This is a genomic window from Cellulomonas sp. McL0617 (genome assembly GCF_049994875.1).
GTDB lineage: Bacteria > Actinomycetota > Actinomycetes > Actinomycetales > Cellulomonadaceae > Cellulomonas.
In genome coordinates this window covers 1665020-1691871 of the sequence record NZ_CP188256.1, presented here as the reverse complement: position 1 = coordinate 1691871, position 26852 = coordinate 1665020, and the positions used below count along the sequence as shown (strand labels likewise).

Genomic DNA, 26852 nt, shown 5'->3' with positions numbered 1-26852 from the left:
GTTCCTTCCAGACTTCTCAGAGCGGGGAGTCGACGTCGACCAGCACGCGCTGGCCGTCGACGGTCACGGGGTAGACAGGGACGGCGCGCACGGCGGGCGGGCCGGTGGGCTTGCCGGTGCGCAGGTCGAAACGGGAGCCGTGGAGCCAGCACTCGATGGTGCAGCCCTCGACCTCGCCGTCGGACAGCGAGACCGCGCCGTGCGAGCAGATGTCGCTGATGGCGTGGAGCTCGCCTGCGTCGTCGCGCACGACCGCGACCTCGACCGGGCCGTTCTCACCTTCGAGCTCGACGCGGAACGTGCCCTCGACAGGCACGTCCTCGTCGTAGCAGGCCAGCTGGGCGCTCATGCACGCTCCGTGGTGGCGCCCACCTCGGAACCCTCGACGGCGGTGCTGTCCAGGACGCTCATCGACTTCTCGAGCTCGCGCTCGATGGCGCCGATGAGGCGCTCCTCGACCGACGGGACGCCGATCTCGTGGATGAGCTCAGCGAAGAAGCCGCGCACCACGAGCCGGCGCGCGTCGGGCTCGGGGATGCCGCGGGCGCGCAGGTAGAAGAGCTGCTCGTCGTCGAACCGGCCGGTCGCGCTCGCGTGGCCCGCGCCCGCGATGAGACCGGTCTCGATCTCGAGGTTCGGCACGGAGTCCGCACGGGCACCGTCGGACAGGACCAGGTTGCGGTTGAGCTCGTACGTGTCGGTGCCCTCGGCGGCAGCGCGGATGAGCACGTCGCCCACCCAGACCGTGTGCGCACCCTCGCCCTGCAGCGCACCCTTGTAGGCCACGCGGGAGACGCAGTTGGGCACCGCGTGGTCGACGAAGAGCCGCTGCTCCTGGTGCTGGCCGGCGTCGGCGAAGTAGAGGCCGAGCATCTTGACGCTGGCACCCTCGCCGACGAACTCCGCGTCCGGCGTGATGCGCACGACATCGCCGCCGAGCGTCACGGCGATGTGCTTGACGGTCGCGTCGCGGCCGATGCGCAGGCGGTGGCTCGTGGCGTGGACCGAGCCGTCGGCCCAGTCGTGCACCGAGACGACGGTCAGGTGCGAGCCCTCGTCGGCGACGACCTCGACGGTCTCGGTGAGCGACGCGTGCCCGATGTGGTCGATGACGACGACGGCCTGCGAGAACGCCTCCGCGTGCACGAGCAGGTGCGTCGCGCTGGGCACGATCGTGCCCTCGACGCCCTCGATGCGGATCGACGTCACCTCGGAGGCGACGGCCTCCTTCGGGATCGTGACGACGGTGGCCCGCGGGAACGATGCCCAGGCGACGGCAGAGGTCCGGTCGCCCGGCTGGCCGGCCTTGCCCAGGCGCGCGTCGTCGCGGTCGACGATCTCGACCTTGACCTCGGGTGCCTCGACGACCGTCGTCAGCACGCCGTGGCCGTCCAGGACGCCCTCGGTCGAGCCCGCGAACAGCGGCGCGAGGCGGTCGACCGGCGAGAACCGCCACTCCTCCTCGCGCCCGTTCGGCACGGGGAAGTCGGCGACGTCGAACGACGTGGGCCGCGACGCACGGGACGCCTCGGGCGACGGCCCGGCGCCGTGGGTGTGGCTTCCGTCGGCGACCGCGCGCGAATGGTCGGTCGACAGGGAGTCAGTTGCGGTCGTCATCAGCCGACGGCCCCTTCCATCTGCAGCTCGATGAGGCGGTTCAGCTCGAGGGCGTACTCCATGGGCAGCTCACGCGCGATGGGCTCGACGAACCCCCGCACGATCATGGCCATGGCCTCGGTCTCGGGCATGCCTCGGGACATCAGGTAGAACAGCTGGTCCTCGCTCACGCGCGACACGGTCGCCTCGTGGCCCATCGACACGTCGTCCTCGCGGACGTCGACGTACGGATAGGTGTCGGACCGGGAGATCTGGTCGACGAGCAGCGCATCGCAGAGCACGTTCGACGCGGAGTGGTGGGCGCCCTCGAGCACCTGCACCAGACCGCGGTAGGACGTGCGGCCACCGCCGCGCGCGACGGACTTGGAGACGATCGAGCTGGACGTGTGCGGCGCGGCGTGCACCATCTTGGCGCCGGCGTCCTGGTGCTGGCCGGCACCGGCGAACGCGATCGACAGGGTCTCGCCGCGGGCGTGCTCGCCCATCAGGTAGATGGCCGGGTACTTCATGGTGACCTTGGAGCCGATGTTGCCGTCGACCCACTCCATCGTGGCGCCCTCGGCCGCGGTCGCCCGCTTGGTGACGAGGTTGTACACGTTGTTCGACCAGTTCTGGATGGTCGTGTACCGCACGCGGGCGTTCTTCTTCACGATGATCTCGACGACCGCCGAGTGCAGCGAGTCGCTCGAGTACACGGGAGCAGTACAACCCTCGACGTAGTGGACGTACGAACCCTCGTCGGCGATGATCAGCGTCCGCTCGAACTGGCCCATGTTCTCGGTGTTGATACGGAAGTAGGCCTGCAGCGGGATCTCGACGTGCACGCCCGGCGGGACGTAGACGAACGAGCCGCCCGACCAGACGGCCGTGTTCAGCGACGCGAACTTGTTGTCCCCGGGCGGGATGACCGAGCCGAAGTACTGCTCGAACATCTCGGGGTACTGCTTCAGAGCCGTGTCGGTGTCGAGGAAGATGACGCCCTGCTCCTCGAGCGACTCCTGGATCTGGTGGTAGACCACCTCGGACTCGTACTGCGCGGCGACGCCGGCGACGAGGCGCTGCTTCTCGGCCTCGGGGATGCCCAGGCGGTCGTACGTGCTCTTGATGTCGTCGGGCAGGTCCTCCCAGCTGGTGGCCTGCTTCTCGGTGGAGCGCACGAAGTACTTGATGTTGTCGAAGTCGATGCCGGACAGGTCCGAGCCCCACCACGGCATGGGCTTCTTGTCGAACAGGCGCAGCGACTTCAGGCGCGTCTTGAGCATCCACTCGGGCTCGTTCTTGAGCGCGGAGATCTCCCGCACCTTCGCCTCCGACAGGCCACGCGTGGCCACGGACCCGGCGGTGTCGGCGTCGTGCCAGCCGTAGTTGTAGTTCCCGATGGAGGCGATGGCCTCGTCCTGGGTCATCTGCGGCGCAGCGGTGGCAGACGAGCTGTCGGTCTGTGCACTCATGCTGGGTGTCCTTCCACGGGCACGTGCGGGGTGGTGGGATTCGAGACGGGGATGTGCGTGGTGCAGACGTGGCCGCCACCGGCCAGCGTCGCGAGGCGCTGCACGTGGACGCCGAGCATCCGGGAGAACGCCCGGGCCTCGGCCTCGCACAGCTGGGGGAACTCGTGCGCGACGTCCTGCACCGGGCAGTGGCCCTGGCAGAGCTGCATCGCGGTACCGCCGGGCACCGGTCGGGCGGAGGCGGCGTAGCCGTCGGCTGCGAGGCCGTCGGCGAGGACCCGGACCCGGGCGGCGACGTCGTCCCCGGCCGCGCGGACGGCGGCGCCGTGCCGCTGCTCGAGCTCGGAGATGCGCATCTCGGCGAAGCCACGGACGGCGTCCGGGCCGGCCGTGTCGGCCAGGAACCGGAGCGCCTGCGTGGCCAGCTCGGAGTAGCGGTGCGACAGCGCCGCCTGCCCGCGGGCCGTGACGATGTAGCGCCGGGCGGGACGACCGCGGCCCTTGGGTCCCGACGAGCCGCCGTGGACGGCGATCTGGTCGCTGTCCTCGAGGACGCCGAGATGGCGGCGGATGCCGGCGGGCGCCAGGTCGAGCTGGGCGGCGAGCTCGGCCGCCGAGACGGGACCGGCGGACGCGACGATCTGGAGCACCCGGGCGCGGGTGCCCGCGTCGGAGACGTCGGTGTGCTCGACGGGCAGGGTCGCGCTCACACTCACCTCCGGGACCTGATCGGCACACTCGTCGGAGCACGCCTCGATATGCGCAACATCCTTGTTGCCAATATCCATCCCTGCAAGCAAGGAGACCCTTCTCTGGCCCGACTGTGACGGACCGCACGGCGGAGCGGCCGATGCGCCACACCTAGACTTCGGACTCGTGCCCGACTCCCCCGCGCTCGAGATCTCCGGTCTCGTCAAGCGCTACGGCTCCCGCGCGGTCGTCGACGGGATCGACCTCGTCGCGCAGCCGGGCCAGGTCACGGCGGTGCTGGGCTCCAACGGAGCAGGCAAGACGACCACGATCGAGTGCTGCGAGGGGCTGCGCGAGCCCGACGCCGGCACCGTCCGCGTCCTGGGTCTCGACCCCCTGACCGACGCGCGCACCCTGCGACCCCGCGTCGGCGTCATGCTGCAGGACGGAGGGCTGCCGACGGGCGTCAAGGCCCGCGAGATGCTCGCGCACGTCGCGAGGATGTACGCCGACCCGCGTGACCTCGGCGAGCTGAGCGAGCGGCTCGGTCTGGACGCGTTCGGCGGGACCACCGTGCGCCGGCTGTCGGGCGGCCAGCGCCAGCGGCTCGCGCTCGCCGCGGCCGTCGTCGGCAAGCCCGATCTCGTGTTCCTCGACGAGCCGAGCGCCGGGATGGACCCGCAGTCGCGGCACGCCGTCTGGGACCTCGTCCGCGAGCTGCGCGCCGAGGGGGTCGCGGTGGTGCTGACCACCCACCTCATGGACGAGGCCGAGGACCTGGCCGACCACGTCGTCGTCATCGACCACGGCGCCGTGATCGCCCGCGGCTCGGTGGCCTCGCTGGTCGCCGGCTCGCAGGACCGCACGCTGCGGGTGGCGACGACGCCCGGGCTGCCCGTGGACGCGCTCGGCGCAGCGCTGCACCTCACCGTGACCGAGTCGTCCGCCGGGGAGTACACCGTGACGGGTCCGGTGTCCCCCACGACCGTCGCGACGCTCACCGCGTGGTTGGCGGAGCGCGACGCGCTGGTCACCCGGCTCACCGTGGGACGGCGGACGCTCGAGGACGTGTTCCTCGACCTCACGGGGCGGAGCCTGCGATGACGTCCGCCCCCGCTCCCGTGTCGCGTCGCGTCCTCGCCCAGACCGCCTTCGAGGCCTGCGCGATCCTGCGCAACGGCGAACAGCTCCTGGTCACGATCATCGTGCCCGTGCTCGTGCTCGTCGGCCTGACCAAGGCGACGAACATCACGATCGACACCGACGGCATGAGCCGGATCGACTTCTTCACGCCCGGCGTGCTGGCCCTGGCGGTCATGACCTCCTCGTTCACGTCGCAGGCGATCGCCTCCGCGTTCGACCGCCGCAACGGCGTCCTGCGGCTCCTGTCCACCACGCCGCTCGGCCGCGGCGGGCTGCTCGCGGGCAAGGTCCTCGGGGTCCTGGCCGTCGAGGTCGTCCAGGTGGTCGTTATCGCCACCACCGCGCTGCTGCTCGGCTGGCACCCCGCCGGCGCGGGTCTGCTGCTCGCCGTCGTCGCGGTGATCCTCGGGACCGCGGCGTTCACGTCGCTGGCCCTGCTGGTCGCGGGAACGCTGCGCGCCGAGGCCGTGCTGGCGGTCGCCAACCTGCTGCTCCTGCTCCTCGCCGTGGCCGGCGGCGTCATCGTGCCGGCGTCCCGCCTGCCGGGGCCGATGCAGCACATCGCCCTGCTCCTGCCCTCCGGCGCGCTGGGCGACGCCATGCGCGAGACCCTCTGGCACGGGTCGCTGCCCGCGTGGTCGGTCGTGGTGCTCGTCGGCTGGACGGCCGCCCTCGGCTGGGGCGCGTCACGGCTGTTCCGCTGGCACTGACGGTGTGACCGGTCTCGCGTCGCCGTGGTGCTGGGCGCCGTGGGCCGGACCGTAGGCTGGTCGCGTGAGCACGTCCACCGCCGTCGACGCCCGTCCGCCGCTGTTCCAGCGGGTCCGCGACCGGTGGGCGTGGACCGCGGTGGTGGCCAACCTCGTCGGTCAGATCGTCATCATCGTCACCGGCGGCGCCGTGCGGTTGACCGCCTCCGGCCTCGGCTGCTCCAGCTGGCCCCAGTGCGAGCCGGGCGAGTTCACGCCGGTCGAGCACGCGCAGTCGTCGTTCCACCCCTACGTGGAGTTCGGCAACCGGATGGTGGCCCCCGTGCTGGTGGTCATCGGCCTGGCGGTCGTGGCACTCGTCGTCACCGAGACGCGCCGCCCGTGGTCCTACCGGGCGCTCGGGCTCGTCCCCGTCATCGGCGTGCTCATCCAGGCGGTCATCGGCGGGCTCTCGGTGATCTACGACCTCAACCCCGCGATCGTCGGCAGCCACCTGCTCATCTCGATGGGCCTCGTCGCCTTCTCGGCCTGGCTCGCGGTCCGGACGCGCGAGGGCGACCGACCCGCCGCGCCGCTCGTCGACCGCACCGTGCGCCTGCTGATCCGGCTGCTCGTCGCCCTGACGGCGGTGGTCCTCGCGCTCGGCGTCGTGGTGACCGGCGCGGGGCCCCACTCGGGCGACGACACCGTGGGCTACCGCTTCGACGTCGACCCCTGGCTCATGGCCAAGGCGCACGCCGGTGCCGTCTGGACGTTCGTCGCGGTGCTCGTCGCGATCCTGGTCCTGCTGCGCCGGTCCGGGGTTCGAGGAAGGCCGTGGAGGGCCGGCCTCGTGCTTCTCGGCGTGACGCTCGGACAGGGGATCATCGGCTACGTCCAGCTGTTCACCGGGTTGCCGATCGCGCTGGTCAACCTGCACATGCTGGGTGCGGCACTGCTCACCACCGCGGTCACCTTCTTCGTCGCGACGACCCGCGACCGCGGCCCCGCAGCCCTGCCCGCCGCCGCAGCCGCGGAAGCCGTCGCCGCGCACGGATAGCAGCAATGGGGTATCGCGTGTCAGAGGTGCCTCATAGCCTCGGCACATGGACCCAGCGACAAGCGCTCCAGCCATCACCGCTCGTGCACTCGTCAAGACGTACGGCAGCGTCACCGCGCTGGCCGGCGTCGACCTCACGGTGCCGAAGGGGACCGTCCTCGGCCTGCTCGGACCGAACGGCGCCGGGAAGACCACCATCGTCCGGGTGCTCAGCACCCTGCTGAAGCCCGACTCCGGCTCCGCCGAGGTGGCCGGCATCGACGTCATCGCCCACCCCCGCGCCGTCCGGCGTCGCATCGGTCTGTCCGGCCAGTACGCGGCGGTGGACGAGTACCTGACGGGGTACGAGAACCTCGACATGATCGGGCGGCTCTACCACCTCGGTCGCAAGAAGTCCCGCGAGCGAGCCCGCGAGCTGCTCGCAGCGTTCCGGCTCGAGGACGCGGGCGACCGGCCCAGCAAGACCTACTCGGGCGGCATGCGTCGCCGGCTCGACCTCGCGGGCGCCCTGGTGGCGGACCCGCCGGTGCTGTTCCTCGACGAGCCGACCACGGGCCTGGACCCCCGCGGACGCACCGACATGTGGGAGGTCATCCAGTCGCTGGTCGCCGGCGGGACCACCCTGCTGCTGACCACGCAGTACCTGGAAGAGGCCGACCTGCTGGCCGACGAGATCGTCGTCATCGACCACGGCCGGATCATCGCGCAGGGCACGTCGGACCAGCTGAAGAGCCAGGTGGGCGGCGAGCGGCTCGAGATGACGCTCAAGGACGGCACCCGGCTCGGTGAGGCGACCACCCTGCTCGAGCCCCGGGGCGTCGGCAAGGCGGTGCTCGACGAGAGTCGTCGCCAGCTCGTCATGCCCGTCACCGGCGGCGCCGAGGTGCTGACAGAGGCCCTCCGGCTGCTCGACGGCGCCGGCATCGGCCTGGATGACGTGGGCCTGCGACGGCCGACGCTCGACGACGTCTTCCTCGCGCTCACCGGCCACGCCACCGCAGACGACGACGAGGCCGTGAAGGCCCCGGAAGGAGCCCGGTCATGAGCATCCCCTACGTCTTCGCCGATGCGGCGGTCGTCGCCAAGCGCAACCTCATCAAGATCAAGCGGGTGCCGGACCTGCTGGTGTTCACCACGCTCCAGCCGATCATGTTCGTCCTGCTGTTCTCGTTCGTGTTCGGCGGCGCGATCGGCGGAGGGAACGGTCAGGCGTACCGCGAGTTCCTGATGGCGGGGATCTTCGCGCAGACCGTCATCTTCGGCGCGACGATCACGGGCGCCGGGCTCGCCGACGACGTGAAGAAGGGCATCATCGACCGGTTCCGGTCGCTGCCGATGGCACCGTCGGCGGTGCTGGCGGGCCGCACGGTCTCGGACGTCATCAACAACGTGCTCGTGCTGGTCGTCATGTCGTTGACCGGCCTGCTCGTCGGCTGGCGGATCAACGACGGCGTCTGGTCCGCGCTCGGCGGGTACGCGCTGCTGCTCGGCTTCGCCTATGCGATCTCGTGGATCATGGCCTGGATCGGCATGCTCGTGCCGAGCCCCGAGGTGGTCAACAACGCCGCGTTCATCGTGATCTTCCCGCTGACGTTCGTGGCCAACACCTTCGTGCCGCTGGCCACCCTGCCGCCGGTGCTCCAGACGTTCGCCGCCTGGAACCCCGTCTCGACCGTCACGCAGGCCGCCCGCCAGCTGTTCGGCAACATCCCGCCGAACGTGCCCGAGCCGACGCAGTGGTCGCTGCAGAACCCGGCGCTCTACACGTCGATCTGGATCGTCATCATCCTGGCGGTGTTCGTACCGCTGGCCAACGCCCAGTACCGGGTCTCGACCAGCCGCTGATCCCGAGCACGGCGCCGCCGCCCGCTCCTGGTGAGGAACGGGCGGCGGCGTCGGGTCAGTCGAGGGCGACCGGTTCGAGCGTCGACCACCCGCGTGCACGGGCGGCCGCGGCGGCCAGCACCCCGACCACGGCCGTCGGACTGTGCAACCGCCCGCCCAGGGCTGCGTCGACGGCCTCGTCGAGCGGGATCCAGGCCGGCACCATCCCGGCCTCCTCGTCCGTGCGCAGGTAGCGCTCGGAGTCGGACACCGGCGAGAGGTCCCGCGCCAGGAACACGCGGATGCGCTCGTTCGATCCGCCCGGCGTCGTGTAGAAGTCGACGAGCCGCCACCAGGACGCCGCCCGAAGGTCGGCCTCCTCCGCGAGCTCGCGGGCCGCCGCAACAACCAGCAGCTCGTCCGGCACGTCCCGCAGACCCGCCGGCGGCTCCCAGAGCTCCGAACGCACCGGGTGCCGGTACTGCGAGAGCAGCAGCACACGGTCGTCGTCGTCGAGGGCGATCACGGCGACCGCACCGGGGTGGGCGACGTACTCCCGCAGGACCTGGGTGTCCCCGAGGTCCACCACGTCGGCGTCGAGGTCGAACACCTTGCCGGTGTGGATGCGCCGGTGCTCCAGGACGGGCCTGGCCGCCTCGAGGTCCTCGATCCGTGCCCCCGGCAGGGGCATCAGGACTCGTCGCCGCGCAGTGCCAGGGCGGCTCCGACCAGCCCGGCGAACAGCGGGTGCGCACGGGTCGGGCGCGACTTGAACTCCGGGTGCGCCTGCGTCGCGACGTAGTACGGGTGCACGTCCCGCGGCAGCTCGACGAACTCGACCAGCGACGTGTCGGGCGAGACGCCCGAGATCACGAGGCCGGCCTCCTCCAGCTTGTCGCGGTAGGAGTTGTTGACCTCGTAGCGGTGACGGTGCCGCTCGGACACCTTGTGCGCGCCGTAGGTGTCGGCGACCACGGACCCCGGCGTCAGCAGCGCGTCGTAGGCGCCCAGCCGCATGGTGCCTCCCAGGTCGCCCGCGCCGCCGACGAAGGCACGCTGCTCCGCCATGGTCGCGATCACGGGGTGCGCCGGGTCGTCGTCGAACTCCGAGGACGAGGCGCCGTCGAGGCCCAGGACCGTGCGGGAGTACTCGATGACCATGCACTGCAGGCCGAGGCAGATGCCGAGCGTCGGTACCAGGTTCTCGCGGGACCAGCGCAGTGCGCCGAGCTTGCCTTCGATCCCGCGGACGCCGAAGCCACCCGGGACGAGGACGGCGTCGACACCCTCGAGCGCGAGCCGGGCGCCCTCAGGCGTCTGGCAGTCGTCCGACCTGACCCAGCGGATGACCACCTTGGCGTCGTGGTGGAAGCCGCCGGCCCGCAGTGCCTCGGTCACGGACAGGTAGGCGTCGGGCAGGTCGATGTACTTGCCGACGAGCGCGACCTCGACGCGGTGGGCGGGCTCGTGCACGCGGCGCAGCAGCTCGTCCCAGCCCTTCCACTCGACGTCGCGGAACGGCAGCGCCAGACGCTGCACCACGTAGGCGTCCAGGCCCTCGGAGTGCAGCACCCGCGGGATGTCGTAGATGCTGGGCGCGTCCTTGGCCGTGACGACGCCCTCGACGTCGACGTCGCACATGAGCGCGATCTTGCGCTTGGTGGCCTCGGGCACGTCGCGGTCGGCCCGCAGCACGATCGCGTCCGGCTGGATGCCGATGCTGCGCAGGGCGGCGACCGAGTGCTGCGTCGGCTTCGTCTTCAGCTCGCCCGACGGACCGATGTACGGCACGAGGGAGACGTGCAGGAAGAACACGTTCGCGCGACCGAGGTCGTGGCGCACCTGCCGGGCCGCCTCCAGGAACGGCAGCGACTCGATGTCGCCGACCGTGCCGCCGATCTCGGTGATGATCACGTCGACGTCCTCGTCGGCCTGCGACCGCATGCGGGACTTGATCTCGTCGGTGATGTGCGGGATGACCTGAACGGTGTCGCCGAGGTACTCGCCGCGACGCTCCTTGGCGATCACCTGCGAGTAGACGCCACCGGTGGTCACGTTGGCCGAGCCCACGAGGTTCACGTCGAGGAAGCGCTCGTAGTGCCCCACGTCGAGGTCCGTCTCGGCGCCGTCCTCGGTGACGAAGACCTCGCCGTGCTGGAACGGGTTCATGGTGCCGGGATCGACGTTGAGGTACGGATCCAGCTTTTGCATCGTGACCTTGAGGCCACGGGAGCGGAGGAGTCGACCGAGGCTGCTGGCCGTCAGACCCTTACCGAGGGAGGAGGCAACACCTCCGGTGACGAAGATGTGCCGGGTCGTGGATTCCGACCGCCCGGAGAGTCGATGCGCGCGCTCTGTCACGGGATTCCAGCCTACCCGACCTACGGGCGAACCCCGAGGGGCGCGCCTGGTGAGTCAGGACACGTCCGTCGTCACGTGCGCCGGGACTCAGGCCAGTGGCGCGTTCGGGTTGGCGGGATCGGTGACGCGGTCGGACCGCGGCGCGGACTCGAGCGTGCGGAAGTCGCTCAGCGTCCCCCGGTCTCCGATCAGCACTCCAGCGGCGACGACGACCGCTGCCAGGATGGCACCGCCTGCTGCCGCGCCGATGGCCGTGAGAACGCCGTGCCCGACGAGGTCGGCGACCGAGTCGACCAACCACCGTCCAACCACCGCGCCGAGAGCGGCCCCGAGGACGAGGACCGCCGCGGACCGCGCGAGTCCGGCGATCGCTGCTCGACCGGCCGCGCGACGCAGCAGGACCACGGCCACGGCACCACCGACGAACATGCCGAGCGAGCTCGCCTGCGCGAGCGCGAGCAGCGTGCCCTCCGGGTCGCTACCGCTCGGCACGTAGACGCCAGCGAGGACCGGCGTCGCGACCGCGACGGTTCCCCACCCAGCCACGTTCGCGGCGATCGCCGAGCGTCCACGCTCCTGCGCGTACAGCGCACGCGACGCGTGGAACATGAGCGCGAACCCGAGCAGCCCGGGCATGAGCCAGGTGATCGTCGCGGTCATCGCGCGCATGCCCGCGCCGCCCCCGGAGATGCCGACGAAGATGTCGGTCACGGCGGGCGCGGCGGCCACGACGGCGGCGGCGCCCAGGGCGGCGGCCATGAGCACGGCTCGCGTCGTCCCCGAGGCCATCCGCGCAAAGGCGTCACGCTCGCCGGCCGCGGCGCGGGCAGACAGCCGCGGGAACGTCGACGTGGCCAAGGGCACGACGAGCACCGCGTAGGGCAGCAGGTAGACCTGCTGCGACCAGAGGTACACCGACCAGGTGCCGATGTTGCCGCGATCGCTCGACACAGCAAGCCCGACGAGCACCGAGAGCTGCTGCGCGACGAGCGAGCCCACGCCCGCGAAGGCCAGGACGGCGAGCCGGCGACCGATGCCGGTGGGGAACTTCAGCGTCGGTCGGATCCGGACGCCGAGCCGGTGCACCGGGATGAACATCGGGAAGCACATCGCGGCGACGCCGAGGGTCGTCCCCCAGCCGAGCACCGCCAGCGCGCCCCGCGGTACGGCGTCCGGGTTGTCCAGCTGGCCGTCGGCGAGGGACGCGTAGACGAGATACGTGGCGATGACGACGAGCGACGAGAGCACGGGCGCGAACGCCGGCCAGAAGAACCTCTTGTGGGCCTGCAGCACGGCATAGAGCAGCACGGCCACCCCGTACATCGGCACCTGCACCGCGAACACCGCGATGAAGTACTGCAGCAGCGACCTCTGGGAGTCGCCCAGGTCTCCCGGCCACACCGAGGCGATGAACCCGCTCGCCGCGGCGAGCGCCACACCGAGCGGTACGAGGACCAGCAACGTCCAGCCGAACGTCGCCGACGTGATCGCGTCGACGTCCTTGCGCAACGAGCGCGAGACGGGCAGGGCGAGCAGCGGGACGAGCGCACCCGCGAGGGCGCCGCCCGCCGCGACCTCGAAGAGGACGTTGGGCAGGGTGTTCGCGGCGTTGTAGACGCCGCCGATGCTGCCGTCGTGGAACGCGTGGGCCTGGACGAGGTATCGGCCGAAGCCCAGCACACGGCTCAGGACGGTGACCGCGGCGATCATGGCCGCGGCGCCGCCGAGCCCGGCGAGCCCGCGTCGCCCGGCGGGACTCACGCCTGCGTGTGCACGGGTCGTCGGCCCCAGCGGTCGACGTCACGCAGCACCGGTGTCCGCTCGATGACCTGGGTGAAGCTGACCTTCTCGCTCGCGACCGTGAGCCCGACGACGGCCGCGAGCACGACGAGCCGGACCGGCCGGGGCGCCGACAGCACGAGGGACGTCCCGAGCGTCGCCCCGATCGCGTTCGCACCGCCGTCGCCGAGCATGTCGGCCTCGGCAAGGTCCTGGTCGATCGCCGATCCCGTGGCACCCAGCACGGCCACCGCTGCTCCGGCACCGGCACCGGGGCCGAAGGCGAGGGGGGCCGCGGCGACGCCGGCCGCCTTCAGGGCGCGACCGGGACGCAGGTCGAGGAGGTTGAGGAGGTTCGCGCTCGACGCGATCAGCGCGCCCGAGGTCCCGACGTCGGCGAGCCAGCCGATCGGCCGGCGTCCCCGGACCGGCGTGGCGAGCGCCGCGGCCACCAGGGCGCCGGCGCCGATGCCGAGCACCTTGAGCCCGCCCGTGGTGACCTGTCCGTGCGCGAGGGCACCGAGGTGCCCGCGCAGACCCTTGCGCCGGTCGGCCTGGTCCTCGCCGAGGTCGTCGGCCAGGCCGAATGCCGCACCCGCGGCCGTCGCGACGGTCAGCGCCGCGGCGGAGCGGGCCGAGCTCGCACCGACGAGCCCACCGGCCAGCAGCCCAGCGGCGACGGACGGTCCTTCCAACAGGCTCACGGGTTCGCCGCGGTGGTTCGTCCGCGTCCACCGGTCCTGCCCGCCGGGCGCCTGCCCGTCGAAGACGCCACGCACCACCGACGTGACCACCCCGGCCACGATCCCGGCGACGGCCCTGCGAGCCAACCCGGTCACGGGGCCGCCCCGACGCCCGCGTCCTGCGGGACCGCCGCGGTCCGGCTGACCGCCGGCAGCTGCACGGCCGGCGGCAGCGGCGTCTCGCCGTCGCCGAACCCGTAGTGGCCGTTCACCCCGCCGATCCGGTTGGCCAGTGCGAGCGGCACGTTGATCTGCCCCGTCACCAGATCGGTCCCGGACACGGTGGTGAGCGCCGCGGCCAGGTCGCCGTCCGCGAGGATCGCGTCGGTCAACGTGCCCTTGCCCCGCTGACCGTCGGCCAGCACCGCGCCGGTGGACAGCTTCTGCGCCGCGCTGACGACCGCGACCTGCGCCGCGACGACGTCCGCCGACGGCGCCGGGGGCGGGGTCGCGCCGCTGGCGACCGGCTCGACGGGGACCGCGACGACGACGACCGCGTCGGCCGGCATGGTCACCGGATCGGAGACCGTGACCAGCGGGTTGTCCTTGTTGTCCGACGACGACAGGGCGTCGAGCAGCGTCGACGCGTCGTTGGACAGCGCGTCGGGGTTGGCCGGGTCGGCCGTCACGAGCGCCTGCACCAGGGCGGACGCGAGGTCCGCCTCGACGGCCGCGTCCGCGGGAGGGGCAGGGTCGAGGTACGGCGTGAGCTGGCCGACCAGAGCCTGCCGGAACGTGCGGACGTCGGGATCGGTCCACATGTCCGTCAGCGTGACGTGCGCGGTGACCGTGGCACCGGACTGGTCGAGGCGCTGGTCCAGCGCGGTCTGGGTCTTGTCCGGCACCTTGCCCAAGGCGATGACGGCAACCCGGCGGCCCGTCAGGGCACCGTCGAGAAGCTGCGGACCGGCGGCGTCGATGTACGTCTCGGAGTCCTTCAGGTCCCCGGCGGTGCCGTCGAGCTCGGTGCGCAACGCGTCCTTCTCCTGACGGAGCTGCTCGACCTGGCCGGTCAGCGTGTCGCCGATGGTCTCCTTGAGCGGGCCGGCGCCGAGCGCGATTCCCACCGCGAGCGCGAGGAACACCGAGATCAGCGAGACGACGTGGTAGCGGAAGTCGATCATCGTGCGCAGTCTCCGTCGGGTACGGCCCCGGCGGTGGCCGGAATCAGGTGCAGGGGAAGGTGGTCGTCGATGGTCGCGCTCATGTCACACGCCGTCGAACAGACCGCGGACCCACGACGTCATGTCGTCGACGCGGGCGCCGAGGAGGCCGATCATCGTCTGGCCTGCCGCGGTCGAGGCCAGCGCGACGCCGAGCGCCAGCAGGCCGGCGAGCACGAGCAGGGTGAGCTGGACGTTGGAGATCCGGTTCCGGTAGAGCCGCGACACGCCCTTGGCGTCGACGAGCTTGCTGCCCACCCGCAGCCGCGTGAGGAAGGTGCTGGCCATCCCCGATCGACCCTTGTCCAGGAACTCGACGAGGGTGGCGTGCGTGCCGACGGCGACGATGAGCTCGGCACCCTTGTCGTCGGCGAGCAGCATCGCGACGTCCTCGCTGGTGCCGGTGGCGGGGAAGACGACGTGCGGGACGTCGAGCTGCTCGACGCGCGCCAGACCGGGCGCTCGGCCGTCGCGGTACGCGTGGACGATCACCTCGGCGCCGCACGTCAGGGCACGGTCGGAGACCGAGTCCATGTCGCCGACGATCATGTCGGGTCGCCAGCCGGCGTCCAGGATCGCGTCGGCTCCCCCGTCCACCCCGATGAGCACCGGACGGTACTCACGGATGTAGGGGCGAAGCGTGACGAGGTCTTCCTTGTAGTGGTAGCCGCGCACGACGATCAGCACCTGCCGGCCGTCGATGACCGTCCGGATGTCCGGGACGCCCACGCCGTCGAGCAGCAGGTCGCGCTCGCGTCGCAGGTAGTCCATCGTGTTGGCCGCGAACGACTCCAGCTGGACGGAGAGCCCCGCGCGCGCCTCCTCCATCGAGGTCGCGACGGTCTCCGCCGTCTGCGTGACGCCCTCGGCCACGAGCGTGTCGCCCTCGTAGACCGAGCCGTCAACCACCCGGAGCTGGTGGCCCTCCGTGAGCGACATGACGTCGGCACCCAGGTCGTCGACCAGCGGGATGCCCGCGCCGACCAGGATCTCCGGGCCGAGGTTCGGGTAGCGCCCCGAGGTCGAGCGAGCGGCGTTCAGGACCGCGGCGGGCTGGCACGCGACCAGCGCCTCGGCCGACACACGGTCGAGGTCGAGGTGGTCGATGACCGCGATGTCACCAGGGCGAAGTCGCTTGGTGAGGCCCTTGGTCCGCGGGTCGACCCGCGCCGGGCCGGCGACGGCGCCGGGTTCGGGCACAGTGGTGCGTTTGCGCAGGGATGCTCTCATCGTCGCTCATCGTCCCACGGACGAGAGCTCGAGAAGCTCTGCGGCATGCGTCCGCGCGGCGTCCGAGTCCTCCTGACCGGAGAGCATGCGGGCGAGCTCGCGGACGCGGTCCTCATTCGTGACGAAGCGCACGTCCGACTCGGTGACCACGTCGACCCCGTCCGCGGTCGACTTGGTGACCACGAGATGCCGGTCGGCGAAGGCGGCGACCTGCGCCAGGTGGGTCACGACGAGCACCTGGGTGCCCTGCGCGAGCTCGGCGAGCCGTCGTCCCACCTCGATCGCGGCCCGGCCGCCGACGCCCGCGTCGACCTCGTCGAAGACGAAGGTTCCCGGAGTCGTGGCACCCGAACCGGGTGCGGTCGCCAGCGCGACCTCGATGGCCAGCATGACGCGGGACAGCTCGCCGCCGGACGCGCCCTTGCCGAGCGGCCGGGCAGGTGCGCCGGCGTGCGGAACGAGCAGCATCTCGATCCGGTCGGCGCCGTGCGGACCGCGTTCCTCGAGGGGCTCGACGGCGATCTGCAGCTCCGCGCCGCCCATCGCCAGGCCCGTGAGCTCCGTCGTGACGACCGCGGCCAGCGTCGTCGCCCCGGAGCGCCGAGCGCCCGAGATGCCGGCGGCCAGCGTGGTGGCCTCCGCGTCCAAGGTCGCCAGCCGGGCCCGCAGCGCGTCGATCCGCTGGTCCCCGCCGTCGAGATCCAGCAGCCTGCGACCGGCGGTGTCGGCCCAGGCCAGCACCTCGTCGACCGTCGACCCGTACGTCCGGGTCAGCGCACCCAGATCGGCGCGGCGGCGCTGTGCGGCGTCGAGACGCAACGGGTCCGCCTGCAGGTCCTCGAGGTAGCCGGCGAGGTCGGTCGCCACGTCGGCGAGCAGGTAGCCGGCCTCGGCGATCCGCGTCGCCAGGGCAGCCAGCGCAGGGTCGTGCGCACCCTCGTGCTCGAGCAGGCGGCGCGCCTGGTCGATCGTCGCGACCGCCGAGGCTGCGTCGTCGACGTCTCCGCCGACCAGCGCCGTGTGGGCCCCGCTCGCGGCCGCGCGCAGGTCCTCCGCGTGCGCCAGCCGCTCGACCTCCTCGGCCAGGGCGACGTCCTCACCCGCCTGCGGGTCCACGCGCTCGACCTCCGCGAGGCCAAGGCGCAGCAGCTCCGCCTCGCGCAGACGGTCCCGCGCTCGGTCCACCAGCTCGGCCAGCTCCAGCTCGACCCGGGCCCGCTCCGTCCAGGCCGCGCGGTAGCGGTCCAGGACGTCTCGGTGGTCGGTGCCGACGAACGCGTCGAGCGCCTCCCGCTGGTGCGCCGGTGACCGCAACCGTGCCTGGTCGGCCTGGCCGTGGACGGTGACCAGCTCGTCGGCGAGCTCGGCCAGGACCGTCTGCGGCACCGACCGACCGCCGAGGAACGCTCGCGAGCGGCCCGCGGCCCCCGCCCCGACGGTCCGCAGCAGCACCAGGCTGCCGTCGTCGTCGAGCTCGGCGCCCGCCTCGGCGGCACGGCTCAGCCCGGCGGAGCCCGCCTCGAGCGTCACGCGGCCCTCGACCGCGGCCGACGAGGCACCGGTGCGCACGGTCGCCGAGTCGGCCTTCCCGCCGAGCAGCAGGCCCAGCGCGGTCAGCACCATCGTCTTGCCGGCCCCCGTCTCCCCCGTGATGACGGTGAGCCCGGGCCCGAGCTCGAGGTGGGCACGGCCGATGACGCCGAGGTTGTCGATCCGGATCTCCTCGATCACCCGGTCACCTCGTCGCTGTGTCGCGGCCGCCGTCCGTTCGGCCGACCGCGCCAGCCGTCGACGGGCAGCGCGAACTTGTTCACCAGGCGTGTGGTGAACGGCGCCGGTGTCAGCCGCGCGAGGCGGACCGGGACGTCGCTGCGGGTGACCTCGACGCGCGAGCCGACCGGCACCTCGAGCCTGCGTCGCCCGTCCATGGTCAGCAGGCCGGCCGCCGGCGACCGCTCGAGCAGCTCGATCGCGAGCATGCTGCGCGGCCCGACGACCAGCGGCCGCGCGAACAGCGCGTGCGCCGCGACCGGCACCAGGATCATCCCGTCCACGTCCGGCCAGACGACCGGGCCGCCCGCGGAGAACGCGTGCGCCGTCGACCCGGTCGCGGTCGCTGCCACGACTCCGTCGCAGCCGAACGACGACAAGGGGTGCCCGTCGACCTCGACCAGCACCTCGAGCATGCGCGAGCGGTCGGCCTTCTCCAGCGCGGCCTCGTTCAAGGCCCAGCCCGTGCTGACCGAGCCGTCGCTCGCCAGCACCCGGACGTCCAGCGTGCCGCGCTCCTCGACGTCGAAGTCGCCGGAGGTGAGCCGCCCGACGGCCTCACCGATGTCGTCGCGCTCGCTCTCGGCCAGGAATCCGACGTGCCCGAGGTTGACCCCGAGCAACGGCACCGACGTCCCACGGGTGAGCTCGGCCGCACGCAGGATCGTCCCGTCGCCGCCGAGCACGATGGCCAGCTCGAACGACGGGAGGTCGGCGGCCACGGCGTCCTCGGCGGCCAGCACGGGCTCGACGCCGGCACGCTCGAGCGCGGCGACGGCGTCCCGGGTGGCCGAGACGGCCTCCTCACGCCCCCCGTGCGTCACCACCAGCGCCCGACGGCTCATCGCTCCCCCTCCGACAGCACCGCGGCGCGGACGCGCGTGACGTCCACCGTGGGGGCCGCCTCGTCCCGCCGGAGCCACACGAAGAACTCGACGTTGCCGCTCGGGCCCGGCAGGGGGCTGCGCACGACCTCCCGGAGGCCCAGACCGAGCCCGGCGGCCGCGGTCGCGACACCGACGACGGCGTCGACCCACAACGACGGCAGACGGACGACACCACCCGACCCCAACCGCTCCCGACCCACCTCGAACTGAGGCTTGACCATGAGCAGCTGGTCGGCGTCCGGCGCGGCCACGTCCACGAGCGCCGGGAGCACGAGCGTCAACGAGATGAACGACAGGTCGGCGACGACGAGCGACGGCGGCGGGTCGATGTCGCCGCGCGCGAACGTCCGCACGTTCACACCCTCCCGGACGTCCACCCGTTCGTCGGCACGCAGGGTGTCGACGATCTGGTCGTGGCCGACGTCGACGGCGACGACGTGCTGCGCACCGCGCCGCAGGAGCACGTCCGTGAACCCACCCGTGCTGGCGCCCGCGTCGAGGCACCGTCGGCCGCGCACGTCGACCGCGGGGATCGCGTCGAGGGCGCCCGCGAGCTTATGGCCCGCCCGCGACGCATACCCCGGGTCGTGCTCGTCGGGCTCCACCGTGACCGTGCGATCGTCCGTCACCGGCGTCGCGCTGCGAGCCACGGGCGTGCCGTCGACGGCGACTCGTCCCGCCGCGATCAGGTCGCCCGCCTGCTTGCGCGACCGAGCCAGCCCGCGGCGGACGAGCTCGGTGTCGAGGCGGGTGGCCAAGGGTCAGCCCTCGGCGTCGGCGAGCCGGTCCTGCAGCGCGCCGTGCACGGCCTCGAACACGGCGACGTGCGCGCGCAGCGGCTGGTCCTCGAGCCCGTCGAGCCGCGAGAGGGCCTCGTCGACAGCGGCGTCCGCCGTCGTGCCGTAGCCGTCGTCGCTCTCGCTCACTGCCGCTCCTCGGTGTGGTGGGTCCGGTCGGTGCCGGGACGCGCCCACGCTACCTGGGATGTCCGACGACGCCTGCGCGGCGCACGCACGTCCGTCAGGTCGTCGCCAGCTCGGGCACTGTGGTCGCGTCGATGTCGACGCCGGCGTCCGCCGCGGCCCAGGCGGCCGCGCAGGCCGCGCGCGCGACGTCCACCCGGTCCTCGGTGCTCGACGGCTCGTACCGACCGAGCTCGAGGGCGCCGTCGACGATCCGCGCGGACGCCTCACGACAGGTCCACCAGCCGTCGTCGGCCCGGACGGGCTCCGGGTGTGCGACGAGCAGCGAGAGCAGGTCGGCACCGATCAGGTGAGGTCGCTCGCCCGGTACGGCCAGCACGTCGTCGCGAGCCGAGTTCACACCGGTCAGGACGTGCAGGCCGATGAAGCCGCCCGCACGCGCACCGGCCAGGTCGGTGTCGAGACGGTCACCGACGACCAGCGTCTCGCGCGCACCGGCCCGCTCGACGGCCATGCGGTACATGGTCGGTGACGGCTTGCCGGCGCTGTCCGGCGTGACACCGGTCGCGGCCCGCACGGCGCCCACCAGGGAGCCGTTCCCCGGGGCGAACCCGCGGGCGGTCGGCAGGCTCAGGTCCAGGTTCGAGGCCACGTGCCAGGCGCCGCGCTCGACCGCGTAGGCGGCCTCGGCCAGCTGCGGCCACCCGACCTCGGGCGCGAAGCCCTGGGCCACCGCAGCCGGTTCGTCGTCGGCCGAGAACACCACCTGGTACCCGGCGGCGCGGACCGCGGTGACCAGGCCGGCACCGCCGACCACCAGCACCTTCTGGCCCGCGGGCAGCCGTGTGGTCAGGAGCTGGGCGGCCGCCTGTGCGGCGGTCATCACCTCACCCGGCTGCGTCGCGATCCCCAGCCCGGTCAGCTGGTCGGCCACCGACTCCGGCTCGCGCGAGGCGTTGTTGGTGACGAAGACCAGCCGCATCCCCCGCTCACGCGCGCTCGACAAGCCCTGCGCAGCGCCGTCGATCGGCTCGTGGCCCTTGTAGGCCACACCGTCGAGGTCGACGAGCGCCAGGTCGAACCGGTCCGCGAGCGGCGTCGCCGACCCGATCAGCGTTGCCGCGTCTGTCACCGATCGCCCTCGCCCTCGTCGTCGGCAGCCAGGAGCGCCTCGGCCTCGGCGAGCGCGTCGTCCTCGTCGTCGTCGTCCTCGTCGTCCAGGGACGCGTCGCCCTCGTCGGCCAGCTCGGCCTCCGCTCGCTCGGACGTGCCGGCGTCGCCGGAGGCCTCGACCGGGTAGTCCTCGTACTCGCCCTCGTCGTCGAACTCGCTCAGGTCGAACGCGACGAACTCCTCGTCGGGCTCGACGTCGCCGGCGGCCTCGTCGAGCTGCTCCTGCGTGTACGGCGCGAGCTCGGCCGCGGCCGCATCGGTCATCCCGGCAGCCTCGAGCGCGGTAGCCCGCGCCTGCGCCACCCGGATCGCGACGACCCCCGTGCCGGCGCGCACCGCGTCGGTCGACAGGGCCGCCACGGCTGCCTCGGGCTGGCCGAGGTCGAGCCGCGCACCGCTGACCACCATCGCCAGCTCGATCGTCGCCTCGGCGTCCAGCGTCTCGGCCTCGGGCTCCTGCGCGAGCGCCAGCGCCCGCTCAGGACGGCCGAGCCCGCGCTCACAGTCCGCCATGATCGCAAGGTGCTCCGACGAGCCGTTCAGCCGCCGCACCGTGCGCAGCTCGCGCAGAGCCTCCGCGTACCTCTCGGTCCGGTAGGCGGCCAGACCGGCCGCCTCGCGCACGACGTCGACCCGTCCGGCCCGGCGCACCGCGGCCTGGGCGTGCTCGTAGGCGAGCTCCGGCTCGGTGTCGAGCAGCCGCCCGACCATGACCAGGTGCCGACCGACGCCGTCCGCGTTGTCCTTGCTCAGCGTCCGGAGCCGACCACGCACCGACTTGTCGAGGTCCGAGAACACGACGTCGTCCGGTATCTCCGGCGCCTCGACGCGCTGGTCCTGCGGAGGCCGCGTCAGCCGCTTGTCGTCGTCGCGTCGGTCCTCGCCGCCGCGCGCACCGGCACCCGCCGTGGCACCGTACGGCGCCCGGCTCCGGTCGCCCGACGGGGGCCGACGGTCGTTCGTCGCCGGACGGTCGCCGCGCGGCGCCGACGGGCGGTCCGACCTCGGACGATCGCCGGACGTGCCGCGCGGACGGTCGCCAGACGCCGTGCGGGGACGGTCGCTGGACGACCGATCGTTCCGGTCGCCGTACGCCGGGCGTTCGGTACGCGGACGGTCGCTCGACGAACGATCGTTCCGGTCGTTGTACGCCGGACGCTCGGAACGCGGACGGTCGCTCGACGAACGATCGTTCCGGTCGCCGTACGCCGGACGCTCGGTACGCGGACGGTCGCTCGACGAACGATCGTTCCGGTCGTTGTACGCCGGGCGATCACCACGCTCGAAGGGAGGCCGGTCCGTGCGCGGACGGTCGACCGGCTGGCGACGTGCTGCCGAACCCGACCTGTCGCCATAGGTTCCGCGGTCGCTCGCACCGGCGGCCCCGAACGAGGGCCGCTCGCCGTAGGCAGGCCGTCCTCCGGACGCGGGACGGTCCGACCGCGGGCGGTCGCCGTACGAGCCACCGGACGAGGAACGGTCCTGACGGTCACCGTAGGCGGGCCGACCACCGGACGCGGGACGGTCCGACCGCGGGCGGTCGCCGTACGAGCCACCGGACGAGGAACGGTCCTGACGGTCACCGTAGGCGGGCCGACCACCGGACGCGGGACGGTCCGAACGCGGGCGGTCGCCGTACGAGCCACCGGACGAGGAACGGTCCTGACGGTCACCGTAGGCGGGCCGACCACCGGACGCGGGACGGTCCGAACGCGGGCGGTCACCGTAGGGCGGACGCCCACCCGTCGACGAACGATCGTTGCGCGAACGGTCGCCGGACGAAGGGGCCGCGCCACGCGGGGCGCCGTAGGAGGGCCGATCGCTGCGCTGACGGTCGCCGTAGGTCGAACGGTCGCCCTGGGGGCGGTCGCCCGACCCCGAGCGGTTGTCTCGACCACGGTCGCCGTACGCCGGGCGCTGACCGGAACGGTCTCCACCGGACGTGGGCGCGCCGGAACGCGGCCGGTCACCGTAGGAACCGGACTGCTCCCCGCGGGACCGGTCGGCGAACGGGGGTCGATCGGTGCGACCCGAGTACGCCGGGCGGTCACCACGAGAGGCGCCGCTGTACGGCGGACGCCCGTCACGGCCGCCGGATGCCGGACGACCAGCTCGGTCGTCGCCGCGCGAACCGCCGTACGCGGGGCGCTCGCCCCGACCGGACGAGGAGCCGGTGCCGTACGCCGGACGTCCGTACGAACCACCCGACGAGCGCTCGCCGCCCCCCGATCCGTAGGAGGGCCGGCCGCCACGATCGGCTGCCGGGCGTCCACCACGGTCGTCGCGACCAGCCGGCGGACGACCGCCCGAGGAGCCGCCACGAGAGCCGCCGTACGAGGAACCACCCGATCGACCGCGATCACCGCCGGATGCGCCGCCACGGCCCTGAGAGGCGCCCGAGCTGCGCTGCGGGTTCGATCCGGAGCCGGATCGGCCGCCCTCGGCACCACCCGACCGACCACGGTCGCCGGATGTGCCCTTGGCACGGTCATCGCTGTTCATCTGTGTGCTCTCCTCGTCGCGTTCGACCGCACCATCGTCTCATCCCGCGTCGTCGGCGCCCGACGGCGTCCAGGACGGACGATTGTCGACGACCACAGAGGCGGTTGCAGATGTGCGGAAATAGATTCTCGATACGCCCGACGTTGCGCGCAGGTGTGCTGGTGGAAACAGGAAAAGCCACCCCCGGAGGGGTGGCTTTCCTGAATGATGTCCGGCGGCGTCCTACTCTCCCACACCCTGGCGAGTGCAGTACCATCGGCGCTGAAGGGCTTAGCTTCCGGGTTCGGAATGGGACCGGGCGTTTCCCCTTCGCTATGACCGCCGTAACGTTGTCGAGTTGTCAAACGGGTTCCCGTTCGTCTCTCGGGAACCGCACAGTGGACGCGTAGCACATTGACTTGAATGAATGTGATGAAGTTGTCGGCTTATTAGTACCGGTCAGCTGCGAGGGTCTTTCGTCCCCTCTTCCACATCCGGCCTATCTACCCAGTGGTCTAGCTGGGAGCCTCTCGGGGATCAAGTCCCCATGGAAACCTCATCTTGAAGCAGGCTTCCCGCTTAGATGCTTTCAGCGGTTATCCCTTCCGAACGTAGCCAACCAGCCGTGCTCCTGGCGGAACAACTGGCACACCAGAGGTTCGTCCGTCCCGGTCCTCTCGTACTAGGGACAGCCCTTCTCAAGTTTCCTGCGCGCGCAGCGGATAGGGACCGAACTGTCTCACGACGTTCTAAACCCAGCTCGCGTACCGCTTTAATGGGCGAACAGCCCAACCCTTGGGACCTACTCCAGCCCCAGGATGCGACGAGCCGACATCGAGGTGCCAAACCATGCCGTCGATATGGACTCTTGGGCAAGATCAGCCTGTTATCCCCGGGGTACCTTTTATCCGTTGAGCGACGGCGCTTCCACAAGCCACCGCCGGATCACTAGTTCCGACTTTCGTCCCTGCTCGACCTGTCAGTCTCACAGTCAAGCTCCCTTGTGCACTTGCACTCGCCACCTGATTGCCAACCAGGCTGAGGGAACCTTTGAGCGCCTCCGTTACATTTTAGGAGGCAACCGCCCCAGTTAAACTACCCATCAGGCACTGTCCCTAGTCCGGATCACGGACCGAGGTTAGATATCCAGAGCGACCAGAGTGGTATTTCAACGTTGACTCCACCGACACTGGCGTGCCGGCTTCACAGTCTCCCACCTATCCTACACAAGCCGCACCGAACACCAATACCAAACTATAGTAAAGGTCCCGGGGTCTTTCCGTCCTGCTGCGCGTAACGAGCATCTTTACTCGTAGTGCAATTTCGCCGAGTTCGCGGTTGAGACAGCGGAGAAGTCGTTACGCCATTCGTGCAGGTCGGAACTTACCCGACAAGGAATTTCGCTACCTTAGGATGGTTATAGTTACCACCGCCGTTTACTGGGGCTTAAATTCTGAGCTTCGCCTTGCGGCTGACCCGTCCTCTTAACCTTCCAGCACCGGGCAGGCGTCAGTCCGTATACATCGTCTTGCGACTTCGCACGGACCTGTGTTTTTAGTAAACAGTCGCTTCTCCCTGGTCTCTGCGGCCCTTCACGCTCCCCGAGCAAGTCGGTTCACGCTTCAGGCCCCCCTTCTCCCGAAGTTACGGGGGCATTTTGCCGAGTTCCTTAACCACGATTCTCTCGATCGCCTTGGTATTCTCTACCTGACCACCTGAGTCGGTTTGGGGTACGGGCGGCTAGAACCTCGCGTCGAGGCTTTTCTTGGCAGCATAGGATCACCGATTTCCCGCATTCGCGGTCACTGTCAGCTCTCAGGCTTCACGAGGTGCGGATTTGCCTACACCTCACCCTACGACCTTAGACGTGGACTACCATCGCCACGCTCGGCTACCTTCCTGCGTCACCCCTGTTAATACGCTTACCTACTACCGGTTCGGGTCACGCGCTCTACACCACGGTGTCCCCGAAGGGACGATGCGGTGCTTCGGGCGTTTAGCATCACCGGGCTCGGTATGGGCGGTTCTTCGCCGGTACGGGAATATCAACCCGTTGTCCATCGACTACGCCTGTCGGCCTCGCCTTAGGTCCCGACTTACCCAGGGCGGATTAGCCTGGCCCTGGAACCCTTGGTCATTCGGCGGACGGGTTTCTCACCCGTCATTCGCTACTCATGCCTGCATTCTCACTCGTGTGGGCTCCACCGCTGGGTTCCCCCGCGACTTCACTGCCCACACGACGCTCCCCTACCCATCCACACGCCTGAACCACGAAGGCTTAGCGATGTGTGAATGCCACAGCTTCGGCGGTATACTTGAGCCCCGCTACATTGTCGGCGCGGAATCACTTGACCAGTGAGCTATTACGCACTCTTTCAAGGGTGGCTGCTTCTAAGCCAACCTCCTGGTTGTCTGTGCAACTCCACATCCTTTCCCACTTAGCATACGCTTAGGGGCCTTAGCTGGTGGTCTGGGCTGTTTCCCTCTCGACTACGGAGCTTATCCCCCGCAGTCTCACTGCCACGCTCTGGCTTACCGGCATTCGGAGTTTGGCTAACGTCAGTAACCTGGTGGGGCCCATCGGCTATCCAGTAGCTCTACCTCCGGCAAGAAACACGTGACGCTGCACCTAAATGCATTTCGGGGAGAACCAGCTATCACGGAGTTTGATTGGCCTTTCACCCCTAACCACAGGTCATCCCCCAGGTTTTCAACCCTGGTGGGTTCGGTCCTCCACGCGGTCTTACCCGCGCTTCAACCTGCCCATGGCTAGATCACTCCGCTTCGGGTCTAGAGCACGCGACTGAGACGCCCTATTCGGACTCGCTTTCGCTACGGCTTCCCCACACGGGTTAACCTCGCCACGTACCACTAACTCGCAGGCTCATTCTTCAAAAGGCACGCTGTCACCCCTGCTAGGGAGGCTCCAACGGATTGTAGGCACACGGTTTCAGGTACTATTTCACTCCCCTCCCGGGGTACTTTTCACCTTTCCCTCACGGTACTTGTCCGCTATCGGTCACTAGGTAGTATTTAGGCTTACACAGTGGTCTGTGCAGATTCACTCCAGGTTTCTCGGGCCCGGAGCTACTTGGGATCCCCTTCGGGAGGCCACGCCATTTCGTCTACGGGGGTCACACCCTCTGTGCCGGGCCTTTCAATGCCCTTCGACTATGACGCGACTTTCTGACTCCCTGTCGGATCGGCAGATCCAACGGAAAGGTCCCACAACCCCGTGCACGCAACGCCTGCCGGCTTGAACACGTACACGGTTTGGCCTGATCCGCTTTCGCTCGCCACTACTCACGGAATATCTCTTCCTGGCGGTACTGAGATGTTTCACTTCCCGCCGTTCCCTCCACACACCCTATATATTCAGGTGCGGGTCACACGACATGACTCGTGCGGGGTTTCCCCATTCGGACATCCTCGGATCACGGTTCGTTTGCCAACTCCCCGAGGCTTATCGCAGGCTACAACGTCCTTCTTCGGCTCCTAGTGCCAAGGCATCCACCCTGTGCCCTTATAAACTTGACCACAAAGATCATTCAAAAAGATGCTCGCGTCCACTGTGCAGTTCTCAAGCTACGACCGGTACTGACACCCTCACCCCAGCGCCTACCCCCACCACCAACACCTTGCAGCGTTGATCGCCTGAGCGGTTCGACCGAGCGGTACCAGCCCGCAGTCCCCCGAACCCGCCCCACGCTCGCAAGCGCAGACCCAGATCCGTAGCGACCCTGAACGAACAACCTTCCGGCTGTTCCCTCAGGACCCAACAGCGTGCCCAGCCGACCCCCAACCCCAGCAGCCACCGTTCCCACCCGAACCCCGAAGGGTTGCGGCGTACTAGGCGCCACCAGCTCGA

General features: G+C 70.6%; 21 protein-coding genes and 2 rRNA genes. 5 read left to right on the top strand and 18 right to left on the bottom strand.

Annotation, left to right across the window (positions count from 1 at the left end):
- Positions 1 to 16: 16 nt before the first annotated feature.
- The 4 genes from ACPPVS_RS07645 to ACPPVS_RS07630 are packed head-to-tail and all read right to left on the bottom strand — an operon-like array spanning position 17 to position 3778.
- Positions 17 to 349, bottom strand: a complete 333-nt coding sequence (locus ACPPVS_RS07645; RefSeq protein ID WP_426595429.1) for a non-heme iron oxygenase ferredoxin subunit — start codon at positions 347 to 349, stop codon at positions 17 to 19.
- Positions 346 to 1617 (bottom strand): Fe-S cluster assembly protein SufD, encoded by a 1272-nt coding sequence (sufD, locus tag ACPPVS_RS07640; RefSeq protein WP_426595428.1) that lies wholly within the window; start codon positions 1615 to 1617, stop codon positions 346 to 348. Before sufD ends, ACPPVS_RS07645 begins: the two co-directional genes overlap by 4 nt.
- On the bottom strand, positions 1617 to 3068 hold the full coding sequence (gene sufB / locus ACPPVS_RS07635) for a Fe-S cluster assembly protein SufB (RefSeq protein ID WP_426595427.1): 1452 nt from the start codon (positions 3066 to 3068) through the stop codon (positions 1617 to 1619). Before sufB ends, sufD begins: the two co-directional genes overlap by 1 nt.
- Complete coding sequence (locus ACPPVS_RS07630) at positions 3065 to 3778, bottom strand: helix-turn-helix transcriptional regulator (protein ID WP_426595426.1); 714 nt, start codon at positions 3776 to 3778, stop codon at positions 3065 to 3067. Before ACPPVS_RS07630 ends, sufB begins: the two co-directional genes overlap by 4 nt.
- 166 nt (positions 3779 to 3944) lie before the next feature.
- Here ACPPVS_RS07630 and ACPPVS_RS07625 point away from each other — a divergent pair, with 166 nt between their 5' ends.
- From ACPPVS_RS07625 to ACPPVS_RS07605, 5 genes are all read left to right on the top strand, one after another.
- Positions 3945 to 4862: an ABC transporter ATP-binding protein gene (locus tag ACPPVS_RS07625; RefSeq protein ID WP_426595425.1), complete on the top strand. Its 918-nt coding sequence runs from the start codon at positions 3945 to 3947 to the stop codon at positions 4860 to 4862.
- Positions 4859 to 5611, top strand: coding sequence for an ABC transporter permease (locus ACPPVS_RS07620; protein ID WP_426595424.1), 753 nt, complete (start codon positions 4859 to 4861; stop codon positions 5609 to 5611). The genes ACPPVS_RS07625 and ACPPVS_RS07620 overlap by 4 nt, the downstream gene beginning before the upstream one ends.
- A gap of 64 nt (positions 5612 to 5675) precedes the next feature.
- Positions 5676 to 6650, top strand: a complete 975-nt coding sequence (locus tag ACPPVS_RS07615; protein WP_426595423.1) for a COX15/CtaA family protein — start codon at positions 5676 to 5678, stop codon at positions 6648 to 6650.
- Between the two features lie 46 nt (positions 6651 to 6696).
- Entirely contained in the window at positions 6697 to 7695 is a 999-nt protein-coding gene (locus tag ACPPVS_RS07610; protein ID WP_426595422.1) for an ATP-binding cassette domain-containing protein, read from the top strand.
- Entirely contained in the window at positions 7692 to 8495 is an 804-nt protein-coding gene (locus tag ACPPVS_RS07605) for an ABC transporter permease (RefSeq protein WP_426595421.1), read from the top strand. Before ACPPVS_RS07610 ends, ACPPVS_RS07605 begins: the two co-directional genes overlap by 4 nt.
- 55 nt (positions 8496 to 8550) lie before the next feature.
- Here the strand turns inward: ACPPVS_RS07605 and ACPPVS_RS07600 are convergent, their stop codons facing one another.
- The 14 genes from ACPPVS_RS07600 to ACPPVS_RS07535 form a co-directional block, all read right to left on the bottom strand.
- Positions 8551 to 9165 carry an NUDIX domain-containing protein gene (locus ACPPVS_RS07600; RefSeq protein ID WP_426595420.1) on the bottom strand — a complete coding sequence of 205 codons (615 nt, stop codon included), beginning with the start codon at positions 9163 to 9165 and terminating at the stop codon, positions 8551 to 8553.
- Positions 9165 to 10835 (bottom strand): CTP synthase, encoded by a 1671-nt coding sequence (locus ACPPVS_RS07595; protein WP_426595419.1) that lies wholly within the window; start codon positions 10833 to 10835, stop codon positions 9165 to 9167. The genes ACPPVS_RS07600 and ACPPVS_RS07595 overlap by 1 nt, the downstream gene beginning before the upstream one ends.
- An 87-nt stretch (positions 10836 to 10922) precedes the next feature.
- Entirely contained in the window at positions 10923 to 12596 is a 1674-nt protein-coding gene (murJ, locus tag ACPPVS_RS07590; protein WP_426595418.1) for a murein biosynthesis integral membrane protein MurJ, read from the bottom strand.
- Positions 12593 to 13453, bottom strand: coding sequence for a hypothetical protein (locus ACPPVS_RS07585; RefSeq protein WP_426595417.1), 861 nt, complete (start codon positions 13451 to 13453; stop codon positions 12593 to 12595). The genes murJ and ACPPVS_RS07585 overlap by 4 nt, the downstream gene beginning before the upstream one ends.
- Positions 13450 to 14481: a copper transporter gene (locus ACPPVS_RS07580; protein ID WP_426595416.1), complete on the bottom strand. Its 1032-nt coding sequence runs from the start codon at positions 14479 to 14481 to the stop codon at positions 13450 to 13452. Before ACPPVS_RS07580 ends, ACPPVS_RS07585 begins: the two co-directional genes overlap by 4 nt.
- 84 nt (positions 14482 to 14565) lie before the next feature.
- Entirely contained in the window at positions 14566 to 15750 is a 1185-nt protein-coding gene (gene steA / locus ACPPVS_RS07575; protein ID WP_426595415.1) for a putative cytokinetic ring protein SteA, read from the bottom strand.
- A 6-nt stretch (positions 15751 to 15756) separates the two neighbouring features.
- Positions 15757 to 17481, bottom strand: a complete 1725-nt coding sequence (recN, locus tag ACPPVS_RS07570; protein ID WP_426595414.1) for a DNA repair protein RecN — start codon at positions 17479 to 17481, stop codon at positions 15757 to 15759.
- Positions 17478 to 18365: an NAD kinase gene (locus ACPPVS_RS07565; protein ID WP_426595413.1), complete on the bottom strand. Its 888-nt coding sequence runs from the start codon at positions 18363 to 18365 to the stop codon at positions 17478 to 17480. Before ACPPVS_RS07565 ends, recN begins: the two co-directional genes overlap by 4 nt.
- Positions 18362 to 19165: a TlyA family RNA methyltransferase gene (locus ACPPVS_RS07560; RefSeq protein ID WP_426595412.1), complete on the bottom strand. Its 804-nt coding sequence runs from the start codon at positions 19163 to 19165 to the stop codon at positions 18362 to 18364. Before ACPPVS_RS07560 ends, ACPPVS_RS07565 begins: the two co-directional genes overlap by 4 nt.
- 3 nt (positions 19166 to 19168) lie before the next feature.
- Complete coding sequence (locus tag ACPPVS_RS07555; protein WP_426595411.1) at positions 19169 to 19333, bottom strand: hypothetical protein; 165 nt, start codon at positions 19331 to 19333, stop codon at positions 19169 to 19171.
- 94 nt (positions 19334 to 19427) lie between these two features.
- Entirely contained in the window at positions 19428 to 20462 is a 1035-nt protein-coding gene (locus tag ACPPVS_RS07550) for an HAD-IIA family hydrolase (protein WP_426595410.1), read from the bottom strand.
- On the bottom strand, positions 20459 to 21301 hold the full coding sequence (locus ACPPVS_RS07545; RefSeq protein WP_426595409.1) for a hypothetical protein: 843 nt from the start codon (positions 21299 to 21301) through the stop codon (positions 20459 to 20461). Before ACPPVS_RS07545 ends, ACPPVS_RS07550 begins: the two co-directional genes overlap by 4 nt.
- Before the next feature lie 1913 nt (positions 21302 to 23214).
- Positions 23215 to 23331: ribosomal RNA gene (rrf, locus tag ACPPVS_RS07540) — 5S ribosomal RNA — on the bottom strand.
- A gap of 82 nt (positions 23332 to 23413) precedes the next feature.
- Positions 23414 to 26521 (bottom strand): 23S ribosomal RNA (locus ACPPVS_RS07535).
- Positions 26522 to 26852 lie beyond the last annotated feature (331 nt).

Excerpts from the sequence above, each read along its gene's own strand:
- ACPPVS_RS07645 (WP_426595429.1), bottom strand. The coding sequence starts at position 349 with ATGAGCGCCCAGCTGGCCTGCTACGACGAGGACGTGCCTGTCGAGGGC.
- sufD (WP_426595428.1), bottom strand. The coding sequence starts at position 1,617 with ATGACGACCGCAACTGACTCCCTGTCGACCGACCATTCGCGCGCGGTC.
- sufB (WP_426595427.1), bottom strand. The coding sequence starts at position 3,068 with ATGAGTGCACAGACCGACAGCTCGTCTGCCACCGCTGCGCCGCAGATG.
- ACPPVS_RS07620 (WP_426595424.1), top strand. The coding sequence starts at position 4,859 with ATGACGTCCGCCCCCGCTCCCGTGTCGCGTCGCGTCCTCGCCCAGACC.
- ACPPVS_RS07610 (WP_426595422.1), top strand. The coding sequence starts at position 6,697 with ATGGACCCAGCGACAAGCGCTCCAGCCATCACCGCTCGTGCACTCGTC.
- ACPPVS_RS07605 (WP_426595421.1), top strand. The coding sequence starts at position 7,692 with ATGAGCATCCCCTACGTCTTCGCCGATGCGGCGGTCGTCGCCAAGCGC.
- ACPPVS_RS07600 (WP_426595420.1), bottom strand. The coding sequence starts at position 9,165 with ATGCCCCTGCCGGGGGCACGGATCGAGGACCTCGAGGCGGCCAGGCCC.
- ACPPVS_RS07580 (WP_426595416.1), bottom strand. The coding sequence starts at position 14,481 with ATGATCGACTTCCGCTACCACGTCGTCTCGCTGATCTCGGTGTTCCTC.
- steA (WP_426595415.1), bottom strand. The coding sequence starts at position 15,750 with ATGAGAGCATCCCTGCGCAAACGCACCACTGTGCCCGAACCCGGCGCC.
- ACPPVS_RS07565 (WP_426595413.1), bottom strand. The coding sequence starts at position 18,365 with ATGAGCCGTCGGGCGCTGGTGGTGACGCACGGGGGGCGTGAGGAGGCC.